Raw genomic sequence first — 13,585 nt, forward strand, 5'->3', positions numbered from 1 at the left:
TGATTCTGCATACCGACCAAGGGTCCGTTTATGCATCTAAAAACTTTAATGAAATACTGCCACTTTATAACATAATTCACTCTATGTCCCGTGCGGGAACTCCTACTGATAATGCTGCTATGGAAGCGATTAATGGTTGGATTAAGGCAGAGATATTTAGTGATCTACATATAACAAGCAATGCCACCATTGAAAAAGACATTGCCAGATACATAGTGTTCTTCAATGAAGAACGCCCTGCCTACTCTCTGAGTTATCTGACTCCAAAACAGTATCGAGAGTATTACAGTGGAGAAACTATGTGTAAAAACACGTAAACCTGTCTACTTTTGCTTGACTAGTGCAGAAATTGCAAAACGGCGTGTTCAAGTAGCCTAAAATTGACACGCGGAATTGAAGGCACAGCCAAAGCGCGTGTCTCTGGCCTCCAAAACAGACACGCCGTATTGCAGAAAGTTCCAATCCGCGTGTCGCACCCAGTCATAGACTGGTGGCCCCGCCACAGTCCCAGTTTCAAACCTGCTTGATTACCGTATACCCATCAAAAGGCAGTGTGTCAATGACGCGAAGCGCCGAAGGGCATCATTGACTCGCTGACTGGATGGGTATCCTGTAACAAGCAGGTTGAAACAAAACCTCGCGTTGTCATATTAATAAAATGAGCATTTTAGCCCAGATAATGGTATAATGTTAAGGATTGCATTTTGTAATAAATTTATATAGACTACTGAATGTTGTTTCTAGGAGAAATAAGGTTTGAAGAATAAGAATACTATAAGAAAAATAGAGAGCGTTATAGAGCTTGCCATCATGGCAGTTGCATACTATTTCGTTTGGAAATACATGATTTTTGATAGGGAGTATTTCTTCCCATTCCTGGGCCGTGGTAAGTATGTGCTCATGGGAATATACTTCATACTGATGCTGGTAATTATTCACCTGTGTGAGGGATTCAAGTATGGCATTTTAAAAATTGCCGATGTACTGTTCTCACAGTGGATTGCAATCTTTATCGTAAATGCGGTTACATACTTGCAGCTCTGCTTGATGGCAAACATCATGATTCCAGTGAAGCCAATGCTTCTTTTAACAGTAGGAGATTTTCTCCTCTCAGGAATCAGCGTATACATCTTCTTTGCAATATATGAGCGCCACTCAAAGGCTAGCAAGCTTTTGATGGTGTACGGAAATAAAGAATCTGTTGGGCTGAAGCTCAAGATGGACACCAGAGCAGATAGCTACAACATCAAAAACATCGTCAGCATCGATGAGGGCATTGATAAGATTTGCCAGATGCTTGCTGACTATGACGGTATCGTAATTTCGGATGTTAGTGCTGAGCAGAGAAACGATTTGTTGAAGTACTGCTACATGCATGAAATCGAGACATACATCACTCCAAAGATTTCCGATGTTATCATCTCTGGAGGTGAGGGTATTCACCAGTTTGACACTCCACTTGTGATGATCAACACAACAGGCCTCACACCTGAGCAGGAAATCGTAAAGCGAATCTTTGATGTGATTCTTTGCGTCATTGCCGCAGTGGTACTTTCACCACTTATGCTTATCGTTGCACTTGCAATCAAGCTGGAGGATCACGGCCCTGTTTTCTACAAGCAGGCCCGCGTCACAAAGGATGGCAAGGTATTCGATATCCTGAAGTTCAGAAGTATGGTTGAGGATGCAGAGCAGCGCCCAGCCACAGATGACGATGATCGCATCACAAAGGTAGGACATGTAATCCGTGCAACTCGTATCGACGAGCTTCCACAGATTTTCAATATTATTAAGGGCGATATGTCAATCGTTGGCCCTCGTCCAGAGCGCACCGAGCACGTGGAGAAATACACTGCAGCCATCCCTGAATTTGAATTCAGAAACAAGGTAAAGGGAGGCCTCACAGGCTACGCTCAGATTTATGGCAAGTACAACACATCAGCTTACGACAAAATCAAGCTTGATTTGATGTACATTGAAAATTATAGCTTTTTACTTGATTTGAAACTCATCCTCATGACTATCCGCATTGTCTTCAAGAAGGAAAGTACAGAAGGCTTCGACAAAGTGGTTAGCGCCGATGACATATTAGCAGATTTAGAAAAGCAAAAGTAAGAGGTATTTATGGCAATTTATATTCCTAAGATTAAAAGAGAATACCAGCGCTGCACTCAGTGTGTTATGGACACAACTGATTCAATGATTGAATTTGATGAGCAGGGTGTCTGCGACCACTGTCGCAACTTCGAGAAAAATATCAAGCCATACTGGAATCCAAACAAGGAGAACAGGGAGGAGCTTGAAAAGGTAGCAGCCCAGATTCGTAAAGACGGAGAGGGCAAGGATTACGATTGTATCCTTGGTATGTCCGGCGGTGCAGATAGCTCGTATCTTGCGTATATCGCAAAGGAAGTTATGCACCTTCGTCCACTTATCTACGTTGTTGATACAGGATGGAACTTGAACGTAGCCGTTGAAAATATTGAAAAAATCGTCAAGGGCATGGACCTTGATATGTATACAGATGTTATTAACTGGAAGGAGATGAGCGACTTCCAGCTTTCTATGTTTAAGTCAGGAATTAGCAGTTGCGATGCTCCTCAGGATCACGCAATTTTCGCATCCCTTTACAACTATGCTGTAAAGCATGGTATCAAATGGGTGCTCACTGGCTCAAATAACAGTACAGAGTTCGTTCGTCCACCAGTAGAGTGGATTTACATGAACGACCTTCGTATGTACAAGGATATTCACAAGAAATTTGGCAAGCGTCCACTGAAGACATACCCAACCTGTGGTATTCTCAAGTATCGTTTGCTCTACAAATATGTCTACGGAATGAAGCGTTTCTATCCACTTGATTACGTAGTTTATGACAAGGCAAAGGCAGAGGAATTCTTGCACGAGAAATACGGCTGGACTAAATACGAAAACAAGCACTATGAAAACGTATTTACCAGATTCTTTGAGGGATATTACCTTCCATACAAATTTGGATTCGACACTAGAAAGAATGTATTCTCAACCCAGATTTTAGCTGGCACAATGACTCGCGAGGAAGCTCTTGAAAAGCTTAAGACTAACCCATACGACACAGACCAGATGGAGCAGGATAAGGAATACATCGCAAAGAAACTCGGCATTTCAACTGAGGAATTCGATGAGATTATCAACTCCCCAGCCCACACCCCAGACGACTACAAAAACTCTATGTGGATGATTCGTCTCGGCGTAAAGATTTGCCAGATTTTAGGAATTGAGAAACGTAACATGAGGTTTTAAATGGTAGCAATAATTAATTACGGCTTGGGAAATTTAGGTTCCATTGCCAATATGTTAAAAGTTATAGGCGAGAAAAGCGTCATTACTGCGGACCCAGAGAAAATCAAGGCAGCAGACAAAATTATTTTGCCAGGCGTCGGCGCATTCGATGCCGGCATGGGCAAGCTCAATGAAACAGGCCTTGTAGATTTAATTAAAGAAGAAGCAAGAAACGGCAAGCCAATCCTTGGTATTTGCCTTGGCATGCAGCTCCTTGGAAATGGTTCCGAGGAAGGTCAGCTTCCTGGCCTTGGCCTCATCGATTTCAGCTGCAAGCGCTTCGACATCCCTGCAGAAATGAACCTCAAGGTTCCTCACATGGGATGGGACATCGTGGAGTTCAAAAAGGACGTGCCACTTTTAGATGGAATCGAAGGTCGCCAGAGATATTACTTCGTTCACACATATCACGCCGTTTGCAAAAACGATGAGGATGTGATGATGACATGCGACTACGGATACGAATTCGCCTGCGCAGTAAACAAAGGCAATGTGTATGGTGTTCAGTTCCATCCGGAAAAGAGCCACGACTTCGGAATGAGACTATTAGAAAATTTTGTTAAGAAGTGCTAGCAATAGCCTAAAGGAAAAATTATGTTTAATAGACCAAGAATCATCCCAGTTCTTCTTATTGATGATAGGGATTTGATAAAGACAATAAATTTCAAAAAGCCAACATACCTTGGTGACCCAGTCAACGCGCTGAAAATTTTCAACCGCAAGGGCATCGACGAGATGGCAGTGCTTGATATTTCTGCCAGCAAAAAGGGCTTGGAGCCAGACTTCGAGCTTCTTACAGATATGGCATCTGAAGCCTTCATGCCACTTTCATATGGCGGCGGCATCAAAACTTTGGACCAGGTTCGCAAGCTTCTTGCAATCGGCTATGAAAAGGTGGTTTTGAACACTAGCCTTGTTGAGGATGAGCAGCTTGTAAAGGATGCAGTTGCGCTTGCAGGTTCCCAGTCAGTGGTTGCATCCATCGATGCTAAGGTGGTAAACGGCCAGTACAAATGCGTCATCTGCGACGGCACAAAGGTCATCGACATGAGCCCAGTAGAGCTTGCAAAGCATGCCGAGGAGCTTGGAGTTGGTGAAATCTTCCTTAACTCAATCGACCGCGATGGAATGATGGAAGGTTACGACATCGACCTTGTAAACCAGGTGGTTAACGCTGTAGATATTCCTGTTACAGCTTGCGGCGGCGCCGGTGGCATCTCTGATCTGAAGGATGTTATCGAAAATGGCCATGCTCACGCAGCAGCAGGCGGAAGCATGTTCGTATACTACGGCCGCCTCAAGGCAGTCCTCATCACAGCTCCTACCGAAGAAGAATTGACTGATGCAGGAATTTACTCCGAGTAAATCAAGGACGAAACCATGAAGATTCTTTTATTAGATGTTAACTGCAAATACAGCTCCACAGGCAAAATAGTGTACGACCTTTACCGTCGCCTCAACGCTGATGGTCACGAGGCCCGCATTGCCTACGGCCGTGGAGATGTCATAGATGAACCAGGCATTTACAAATTCGGTCTGGACTGGGAGACAAAAAAGCACGCACTTTTAGCTAGAATCACTGGCAAAAACGGCTGCTACTCGCCAAAGTCCACAGCAAATCTTATCCAGTACATCAAGGAGTTTAAACCGGATTTGATTCACATACACGAGCTCCACGCATACTTCGTAAACATAAGCCAATTGCTGGAGTTTTTGAAAGAGCAGCAGATTCCAGTTGTGTGGACATTCCACTGCGAATACATGTACACAGGCAAATGCGGCTTCGCATACGAGTGTCAGGGCTATAAGAGCGGATGTGGCAATTGCCCATATCTCCGTCAGTACGTAAGCTCGCTGGCAATCGACAAAACAGCTCAGCTCCTTGCAGAGAAAAAGGCAGCCATGGAGGGCCTGAATCTTAAGGCAATCGTCACACCTTCCAAGTGGCTGGCAGACAAAACAAAGGAAACATACCTGTATGGCAACAACATCCAGGTTATTCATAACGGAATAGATACCGACGGCATTTTCTATCCACGTCCAAAGGACGACGTCATCCGCAGCCAGTTCGGCATCCCATCCGATGCAAGGCTCATTCTGGCAGTAGCGCCAAACATCATGGATGTCCGCAAGGGTGGCCAGATGGTGGTAGATTTGGCAGAGACCATGCCAGACACACATTTCGTGCTTGTAGGGGCCGATGAAACAAAGCGCCACTCAGCAAATGTGCAGCTTATCGCCCGAACCAAGGACCAGGACGAGCTGGCTCGTTGGTATTCTGAGGCAGATTTGTTTATAATATGCTCGAAGGCGGAAAATTTCCCAACCACCTGCATCGAGGCATTGTGCTGCGGCACACCTGTTGTAGGATTGGATGAGTGCGGCACCAAGGAAACCGCGCCAGAGCCTTACGGCACCTTCGTCCGTGTAGATATTGCTGGCGACGCAGATGTGAAATATGCCGCTACATTGGAGGCATTGCAAAAAGCCATAGACTTACAGCTTGGCCGTGGCCTCACTGCAGACGAAATCCGCGCATACGCCGTAGCGCACTACGACAACGCGGTAATGTATAGAAATTATTTGGAGATTTATAATGGAATTTCTCAAGAATAGATTACGAGATGTAAGAGATGCGATTAACTACATCAGATACTTCCACAAATTTAAAAAAGTAGGCAAGCGCTGCGTCATGTCCAAGCCTCTGAGACTTACTAACCTTCAGAACGTTGAGCTTGGCGAGAAAGTTTACATCCTCCCAGGCCTTCGCATGGAGACTTTGGAATACAAGGACGGAGTGCAGTTCAATCCACTCATCAAAATCGGCAACGGCGTAACCATCGGCCAGAACGCCCACATTTTCTGCGCAAGCGGAATCACAATCGGCGATAATGTTGGAATCGGTGGCAATGTCATGATCAATGACTGCGCCCACGGCTACGCAGATTTGGACGCTCCAATCCAGGATCAGCCAATATCTACCAAGCCAATCGAAATCGGAGAAAACACACTTATCGGCAACAATGTGCTCATCCTTCCAGGAGTAAAAATCGGGCGCAATTGCTGCATCGGCGGAAATGTTGTTATCGCTAAAAGTGTTCCAGATTATTCCGTGGTATCAGCCCCACGCCCACGCGCGGTGGTAATGCCACATTAATAGGAGTTTACAATGAAAGTTTTACACATAGGAATGCCTTCACATTTTACTGAGGGTATGCTGTATCAAGAGAATATGCTTATTGCTATGAATCGTAAGGATGGCCACGATGTTACGATCATCACCGACGTCTATCACTACGAGGGCAGCAAGCTTGTGAAGGGCCCAGAGGAGGACAGAATCCTCGACAACGGCGCCCGTCTTATCAGATTAGAATACGACCGAGTTTTCAATAGCGACCTTTGGACGGAGAAAATCCAAAAGTGCCGCAAGCTCAAGAAATATCTCAAGGAAATCCAGCCAGACACCATCCTTTATCACGGTGTGTGCGGATTTGAAATGATGGATGTGGCAGATTACTGCAAGCACCATCCAGAGTGCCTTTTCTTCATGGATAGCCACGAGGACTACACAAACTCAGCCATGACACCACTTAGCAAGGCATTCTACAAATTCATCCACGGCCACTTCGTTCACAAGGCGTTGCCACAGGTTGATAAGATTCTCTACCTTGGCGTGCAGATGAGAGATTGGCTCAAGGATATCTACGGTATTCCAGATAATAAGATGGAGTTCATGGCCATCGGCGGAATCATTTATTCTACCGAGCAGCAGCGAGAAGCTCGCCAGAACATCATCAACAAATATAGCCTTCCACAGGACGCCATCATCATGGCTCACTCAGGAAAGCTTTCAGCAGGCAAGCGCACTGCCGAGCTTTTGCAGGCATTCACACAGGTCAGCGACCCACGTCTTGCTCTGTTTGTATTCGGTTCCATCCCAGAGGATATGGAATCCACCCTTCGCCCACTTTTGGAGTCAGATAACCGCATCCGCTTCATGGGCTGGAAGGTCAACAAAGAAATCGAGGAATTCCTTGCAGGCGTTGATTTGTACTGCCAGCCAGGTGGCCAGTCATCCACATTCGAGACTGCTATGTGCTGCGGCTGCGCCAACATGACATATCCACACGAGACCTACAAGGACGCAACATACAGCGATTGCAACGGTGAGAACTACTTCTTCGTGGAGACAGTTGATGACATGGTAAACGTATTCAAGAGCATCACAGAAACACCGCTTCTTTTGGAGCAGACAAAGGCCAAGTCATTTGCATTCGCAAAGCTTCAGTTTGATTACGAAGTAATCGCAAGAAGAATCTACACAGCTTAAAAGCTAAAGAGGATAAAATGAGTAATAAAGAACAGTTTGAAAAATTTTGCCAGGACAATTACGTGTGCATCTATTCAAAGCCATGGTGGCTCGATGCAGTAGTTGGCCCTGAGAATTGGGATGTATGGCTCTATGAAAAGGGCGGCCGTATCTGGGCTGCTATGCCATATTATCTTGAACAGAAAAACGGAATAAAGCGAATCACCAAGCCACCTCTCACACAGACAAATGGCTTGATTGTCAGCTACCCAAAGGACCCACAGTCCCTTGCAAAGCGCGCTAGCTACGAGGAAGAAATCTGCGACGCTGCCATCGAGTTCATCGAAAGCATGGGTCTCGATATTTACGAGCAGCAGTTCCAGTACAAGTACCAGAACTTCCTTCCATTTTTCTGGCACAGATATAGCGTAATCCCTCGCTACACATACGTTATCGAGGATACATTCGACATGGAGCAGGTTGATAAAAACATCAGCAGCAAGTATAAAAACATGATCCGCAAGGGTGAGAAAAACGTTCACCACTTCGGCACAATCGACGCTGACACATTCTACGCCGAGCATGAAAAGATTTTCGCTCGCCAGGATTTGCCAGTTCCATTTTCAAGAGAGCAGTGGCATCGTATATACGAAGCAGCCTACGCCCACAATGCAGGCGAAGTATTTGCAGCTCTCGGTGAGAACGACGAGGTTCTTTCACTTAGCTTTTTAGTTTGGGACGAGGAAAGCCTCTATCTTGATGCAGGCGGCCCAATCCCAGAGCACTCAAGACTTCAGACATACGACGCACTTGTCCACAAGTCAATCGAAAAGGCCCACGACCTTGGCCTCAAGTTCGACTTCGAAGGCAGCGTTGTAAAGCAGATAAATCACAGCTTCCGCGAGTACGGCGGCAGACCAGTGGAGTACTACCGTTTCCGCAAGGTCTTCAATCCAGAAATCATCCGTAAGGAAGCAGAGGAAACTATTGCAAGATTATGATGAACACAGAGTTTGATTACAAAGTAGATTTAAAATCCAAGAACATTCTTATTATCATGCCAAAGTTCTACGCTTATCAGAATGAGATAAAGAAGGACTTGGTGGCCCGCGGCGCCAACCCTCATTTCTATGATGAGGAGCCTGAAAAGACAAAGTTCTTGATTATGAAAAATATTGAGAGCATCTTCCACAAGCCAAACATTTTTGATAGGTTCAACAAAAAGCTTACCAATCAGATTTTGGCAGAGATGCCGGCAGGCGGATATGACTATTTACTTGTCATCCGCGGCAATGTTTTAAACGAATTGACCATCCACGAGCTAAAGCTCCATGCCCTCAAGGCCAACGGAAAATCCATCTATTATTCATGGGATTCCTTTGAAAATATGCGCCACAAAGGTGAGCTTGGCCGTCTTTTCGACTGGAGAGGTACATTCGATTCCGTGGACGCAGCAAATTCCGACATGGATTACAAATTGCTTCCACTTTTCTATTCAGATGAATTTGATGCAAACAACATGGATGAGGTGCAGGAATACAAGTACGATTACGTCAGTGTTTCAGCCTTCTTCCCATTCAGATACAGATATTTCAAGGCATTCAAGGAAGCAAACAAGGACAAAAATCTTTGCCTTAAGCTCTACCTGAATCCTAGCGTATATCGCGGCAAAAAGCTGAAAGATCCTAAGCTTGTAAAGAACCTTGATATGGACATCGTAAGCTTCGAGCCATTCAGCCCAGACGCCATCCGCGATATGGTAAAGCATTCCAAGGCAGTCATCGATCTCGCCCATGAAAAGCAGCAGGGATTGACAATGCGTACAATGGAAACCCTTGGAATCAAGCGAAAGTTGGTAACAAACAACATTTATTTACGGGACTATGAGTTCTATAATGAAAATAATGCGGTGGTTCTCGAAAACCTATCTGCAAAATGCGACGAAGCCGAAGCATCAGGTGATTACTCAGCCTTCGTCCTCCCAGACGCGACCTGGTTGGACAAGCCGTACGCGGAGAACGAGACCGTCCGTCGTAGATATAGTATCCATTCATGGATTGATAATTTATTTGAGGTATAAAAAATGAAATATTTAATAACAGGTGCAAATGGATATATAGGCCAGGGAGTTGTGAAGACTATGCTTGATCTCGGCGCTGAGGTCGTGGCCACAGATTTCCACACAGATGACGTTGACCCACGTGCAAAGCGAATCGACGCAGATCTCTTCACTCTTGAGGACCCATATGGATATTTCGAAAAGCCAGATGTTGTGATTCACTTGGCTTGGCGCGACGGATTCCGCCACGCTTCAGAAAATCATATGAACGATTTGCCACATCACTATGATTTCATTTCAAAGATGTGCCGTGCCGGCATCAGAAAGATGTGTGTCATGGGAACCATGCACGAAATCGGCTTCATGGAAGGCTGCATCAAGGCAGACACACCATGCGCACCACAGTCACTTTACGGTATTTCAAAGAATGCCCTTCGCCAGGCTACCATGCTCCTCTGCAAGGAGACAGGCGTAAAGCTTCAGTGGCTCAGGGGCTACTATATAGTTGGTAACGCTCATAAGGGTTGCAGCATTTTCTCTAAGCTCACAGCTGCAGCAGAGGCAGGCGATACCACATTCCCATTCACCACAGGTCAGAATCAGTACGATTTCACAGATTATGATTTGTTCTGTGAGCAGGTTGCCAAGGCAGCTATGCAGGATGAAGTGCTTGGAATCATCGAGTGCTGCACAGGCAAGCCAATGAAGCTTGCTGACCGCGTAGAGAAATTCATCGAAGACAATGGATTCTCTATCAGCCTCGCATATGGCACATTCCCAGATCGCCCTTACGATTCAAAGGCTGTATGGGGAGATAGCTCGAAAATTGATAAAATAATGGCTTTATATTAAGGAGATTAAAATGAAACCAATTTTATATATCGTAATTCCTTGCTACAACGAGGAGAAAGTTCTTCCAATCACAGCGCCTATGTTCCTCGACAAGATTAAAGAACTAGTTTCGAATGACAAAATCGATGATAAGTCTCGCGTAATGTTCGTAAACGATGGTTCAAAGGACACTACATGGGAGATTATCAAGGACCTTGCAAAGCAGAACGAGCACTTCGTTGGCATCACACAGAGCCGTAACCGTGGTCACCAGAACGCAGTTCTTGCAGGTCTTATGGAAGCAAAGGAGCTTTGTGACATCACTATCTCTATCGACTGCGATGGACAGGACGATATCAATGCTATGAACGAAATGGTAGATGCATATTTGGATGGATGCGAAATCGTCTATGGTGTTCGCAACAGCCGTGCTACAGATACATTCTTCAAGCGCTTCACAGCTGAAAGCTTCTACAAGCTTTTAAATAGCATGGGCGCAGAGGTCGTTTTCAACCACGCTGATTACAGATTAGTTTCAAGCCGCGTGCTTAACGAATTTGCAAACTTCAAGGAGGTCAACCTTTTCCTTCGTGGAATGTTCCCACTTGTAGGTTTCAAGAGCACTAGCGTTTACTATGCAAGAAACGAGCGTATCGCCGGCGAGAGCCACTACCCACTTTCAAAGATGCTTTCACTTGCATTCGATGGCATCACATCCCTTAGCGTTAAGCCTATCCGTATGATTACAGGCTTCGGTATTTTCGTGGCTTTCATCAGCCTTATCTTGCTTATATATTCAGTGGTACAGCACTTCCTTGGCAATACAAATGCCGGATGGTCTAGTATCATGGTGGCAGTCTGCTTCCTTGGCGGCATCCAGCTCATCTCACTTGGTGTAATCGGTGAGTACGTTGGAAAGACCTACATGGAGACAAAGGCTCGCCCACGTTATATCATTTCAGAGAGAACTTACGATGAAAGAACCAACGATTGAGAACTTCCTCGCCTTCGAGCGAGAGCACAAATGTAACCAAATAGAGATTGAAGGCATGCATGTGTGGGCTTTGTATCGATACGAAATCCACAATGCCATCAAGGCCGAGACGGTGGGCCGCACTGAGGGCGATGCCCAGGGGTTCACCAAGTCGGAACTCATCAGGATGGCCATCAATGCCCTAAAGCCTTTCACTTATAAAAATGTGGATGTGCTTTTCATCGGAAACGGTCGTCGTACCAAGAATGCCGACACTGGCATCTACGAGGACATCTATTGCGATGAGATAGCAAAGAAGTACAACAGTGTAATTCTTGAGCATCCAGAAAACCACGGACATTGCACACCTAACGGAATGGACAATGTCTATTTTACTGATAGGGTGGCATTCCAGACCAATCTGGCAGTAAAGCTTTCAAAGAAATTCAATACTAAGAAGCGCCAGCAGCGCACTAAGGCTGTCACAGAAAAAATCGGCCCAATCCTTGACGCAGTCAAAACAGAATTTGGCCCAGATTTAAGAGAAAAGCTTATTCCTGATATCGTTGATAGAATGTACTATATCGATATCACAAAGAAATATTGTGGCAAGATTTTGGACAAGGCTAATCCAAAGCTCATCATCGAAATCTGCTACTACGCAATGGAAAGCTACGCTATGAGCATGCTTGGCCACGAGAGGGGCATCCACACCGCTGAATACAGCCACGGCTTTGCATTCCCTACTCACACGCCAATGCAGTACAATCCAGAAGACCACCTCACAGAGCTTCCGGATGACGAGCTCATCTACAGCGAGACCCAGCTTCCAATTGTGCATCTGCCTGACAATGTAAATATGATTACAGTCGGCTTCCCATTTTTCGAAAAGCAGAGAGCACACTACCAGGCAGAAAATCCAAAGGATGACAAAACCATCTGCTTTATTTCCACCCTTGCAGAGGGTGAGCAAATCAGCAAGGTGGCAGCTGCGGTGGCAGATATGATTGGGGATGAATACCACATCATCTACAAGCTCCATCCACTAGAGTTTGGCTACTACAAAAAGCGTTATCCTTGGCTTGTAAACGACAAACTGGATGTGATTGACAACAACGAAAATCACATATTCAAATATCTTGCCGCTGCAAGCGTGGTTGTCAGCACCCGCACAGCCTCAGTTTGGGAAGGCATCGGCTTCGGCTGCGACACCATCCTCTTAAACTATGGTGACACCGCCGTAAATATGGAGTATTTTATAAAAGAAAAGAATGTGCCGCTGGTAGATACAGCAGAGCAGGTTGTGGACCTTATTAAAACAGGTCGCGCCGGCAAAGTAGATCCAGATGGTATGTTTGAACCTAACGCATTTGCGAATATAAGTAACTACATAGAGAGGTATATAAAATGAAAACAGTAGCATTCGTACCTATAAAAATGAACAATGAGCGCCTTCCAGGCAAGAACACAAAGTGTTTTAGCGACGGCACTCCACTTGTTAGAGTAATAACTGAAAAGCTTGCAGCCCTCAAGGGCGATTGCATCGATGAAGTTTACTGCTATTGCAGCAATCCAGCCATCAAAGAGTATTTGCCAGAGGGAGTAGAGTTCCTTGAGCGCCCTACATTCCTTGATGACAAGTTCTGCAAGGGCCGTGCAATCTACGAGGAATTCGTAAAAACGGTAGAGGCTGATGTTTACATTCTCTGCCATGCCACAGCACCTTTCACTACTACAGAGCACATCAAAGAGTGCATCGAGGCAGTGCAAGCTGGCAAGGCATCATCTGCATTTGCAGGCCAGAAGCATCAGACATTCTTCTGGAAGGATGGCAAGCCATTCAATTTCGACTTGAGCAATCCACCACGTACACAGGATATGGAAGCATTCTACACAGAGAACCCATCTCCATACGTATTCACAAAGGAGTGCTTTGCAGAGACTCACGCAAGATGCGGTCTCAACCCATACATCGTTGAGTGCGATGCAGCAGAGTGCGTAGATATTGATAACGCTGACGATTTCGAGTTGGCAGATGCAGTATACACATTCCTCAAGTCAAAGGGAAAGTTAAAGTAAGAAAGTAAGGTTT

At 45.4% G+C, this 13,585-nt stretch carries 14 protein-coding genes; all 14 read left to right on the plus strand.

Annotated features, from left to right (window positions below):
- Positions 1–317 (plus strand): integrase core domain-containing protein (locus T375_RS03545; protein ID WP_044935123.1); only part of this gene is annotated, 317 nt, incomplete at its 5' end.
- A 439-nt stretch (positions 318–756) separates the two neighbouring features.
- Positions 757–2,115 (plus strand): sugar transferase, encoded by a 1,359-nt coding sequence (locus T375_RS03550; protein ID WP_044935125.1) that lies wholly within the window; start codon positions 757–759, stop codon positions 2,113–2,115.
- Positions 2,116–2,124: 9 nt separating this feature from the next.
- Positions 2,125–3,282 (plus strand): N-acetyl sugar amidotransferase, encoded by a 1,158-nt coding sequence (locus tag T375_RS03555; protein WP_044935128.1) that lies wholly within the window; start codon positions 2,125–2,127, stop codon positions 3,280–3,282.
- Positions 3,283–3,894 (plus strand): imidazole glycerol phosphate synthase subunit HisH, encoded by a 612-nt coding sequence (gene hisH / locus T375_RS03560; protein ID WP_044935130.1) that lies wholly within the window; start codon positions 3,283–3,285, stop codon positions 3,892–3,894. It begins immediately after the preceding gene.
- A gap of 21 nt (positions 3,895–3,915) precedes the next feature.
- On the plus strand, positions 3,916–4,686 hold the full coding sequence (locus T375_RS03565) for an AglZ/HisF2 family acetamidino modification protein (protein WP_044935133.1): 771 nt from the start codon (positions 3,916–3,918) through the stop codon (positions 4,684–4,686).
- Positions 4,687–4,701: 15 nt separating this feature from the next.
- Positions 4,702–5,937: a glycosyltransferase gene (locus T375_RS03570; protein ID WP_044935136.1), complete on the plus strand. Its 1,236-nt coding sequence runs from the start codon at positions 4,702–4,704 to the stop codon at positions 5,935–5,937.
- Entirely contained in the window at positions 5,918–6,478 is a 561-nt protein-coding gene (locus T375_RS03575) for an acyltransferase (RefSeq protein WP_044935137.1), read from the plus strand. The genes T375_RS03570 and T375_RS03575 overlap by 20 nt, the downstream gene beginning before the upstream one ends.
- Before the next feature lie 12 nt (positions 6,479–6,490).
- Complete coding sequence (locus tag T375_RS03580; protein WP_044935140.1) at positions 6,491–7,651, plus strand: glycosyltransferase; 1,161 nt, start codon at positions 6,491–6,493, stop codon at positions 7,649–7,651.
- Positions 7,652–7,668: 17 nt separating this feature from the next.
- Entirely contained in the window at positions 7,669–8,631 is a 963-nt protein-coding gene (locus T375_RS03585) for a GNAT family N-acetyltransferase (RefSeq protein ID WP_044935142.1), read from the plus strand.
- Positions 8,628–9,710 carry a WaaS/CpsH family glycosyltransferase gene (locus tag T375_RS03590; protein WP_044935145.1) on the plus strand — a complete coding sequence of 361 codons (1,083 nt, stop codon included), beginning with the start codon at positions 8,628–8,630 and terminating at the stop codon, positions 9,708–9,710. Before T375_RS03585 ends, T375_RS03590 begins: the two co-directional genes overlap by 4 nt.
- 3 nt (positions 9,711–9,713) lie before the next feature.
- Entirely contained in the window at positions 9,714–10,541 is an 828-nt protein-coding gene (locus T375_RS03595; protein ID WP_044935147.1) for an NAD-dependent epimerase/dehydratase family protein, read from the plus strand.
- A 10-nt stretch (positions 10,542–10,551) separates the two neighbouring features.
- Positions 10,552–11,514, plus strand: a complete 963-nt coding sequence (locus tag T375_RS03600; protein WP_044935149.1) for a glycosyltransferase family 2 protein — start codon at positions 10,552–10,554, stop codon at positions 11,512–11,514.
- Positions 11,495–12,904, plus strand: a complete 1,410-nt coding sequence (locus T375_RS03605; protein ID WP_044935152.1) for a hypothetical protein — start codon at positions 11,495–11,497, stop codon at positions 12,902–12,904. Before T375_RS03600 ends, T375_RS03605 begins: the two co-directional genes overlap by 20 nt.
- Positions 12,901–13,572: an acylneuraminate cytidylyltransferase family protein gene (locus tag T375_RS03610; RefSeq protein WP_033152072.1), complete on the plus strand. Its 672-nt coding sequence runs from the start codon at positions 12,901–12,903 to the stop codon at positions 13,570–13,572. The genes T375_RS03605 and T375_RS03610 overlap by 4 nt, the downstream gene beginning before the upstream one ends.
- The last annotated feature ends 13 nt before the right edge of the window (positions 13,573–13,585 follow it).

The sequence above is a fragment of the Pseudobutyrivibrio sp. LB2011 genome, from assembly GCF_000701765.1.
Classification (GTDB): Bacteria; Bacillota; Clostridia; order Lachnospirales; family Lachnospiraceae; genus Pseudobutyrivibrio; species Pseudobutyrivibrio ruminis.

Excerpts from the sequence above, each read along its gene's own strand:
- T375_RS03580 (WP_044935140.1), top strand. The coding sequence starts at position 6,491 with ATGAAAGTTTTACACATAGGAATGCCTTCACATTTTACTGAGGGTATG.
- T375_RS03600 (WP_044935149.1), top strand. The coding sequence starts at position 10,552 with ATGAAACCAATTTTATATATCGTAATTCCTTGCTACAACGAGGAGAAA.
- T375_RS03605 (WP_044935152.1), top strand. The coding sequence starts at position 11,495 with ATGAAAGAACCAACGATTGAGAACTTCCTCGCCTTCGAGCGAGAGCAC.
- T375_RS03610 (WP_033152072.1), top strand. The coding sequence starts at position 12,901 with ATGAAAACAGTAGCATTCGTACCTATAAAAATGAACAATGAGCGCCTT.
- T375_RS03565 (WP_044935133.1), top strand. The coding sequence starts at position 3,916 with ATGTTTAATAGACCAAGAATCATCCCAGTTCTTCTTATTGATGATAGG.
- T375_RS03585 (WP_044935142.1), top strand. The coding sequence starts at position 7,669 with ATGAGTAATAAAGAACAGTTTGAAAAATTTTGCCAGGACAATTACGTG.
- T375_RS03555 (WP_044935128.1), top strand. The coding sequence starts at position 2,125 with ATGGCAATTTATATTCCTAAGATTAAAAGAGAATACCAGCGCTGCACT.
- T375_RS03575 (WP_044935137.1), top strand. The coding sequence starts at position 5,918 with ATGGAATTTCTCAAGAATAGATTACGAGATGTAAGAGATGCGATTAAC.
- hisH (WP_044935130.1), top strand. The coding sequence starts at position 3,283 with ATGGTAGCAATAATTAATTACGGCTTGGGAAATTTAGGTTCCATTGCC.
- T375_RS03570 (WP_044935136.1), top strand. The coding sequence starts at position 4,702 with ATGAAGATTCTTTTATTAGATGTTAACTGCAAATACAGCTCCACAGGC.
- T375_RS03595 (WP_044935147.1), top strand. The coding sequence starts at position 9,714 with ATGAAATATTTAATAACAGGTGCAAATGGATATATAGGCCAGGGAGTT.
- T375_RS03590 (WP_044935145.1), top strand. The coding sequence starts at position 8,628 with ATGATGAACACAGAGTTTGATTACAAAGTAGATTTAAAATCCAAGAAC.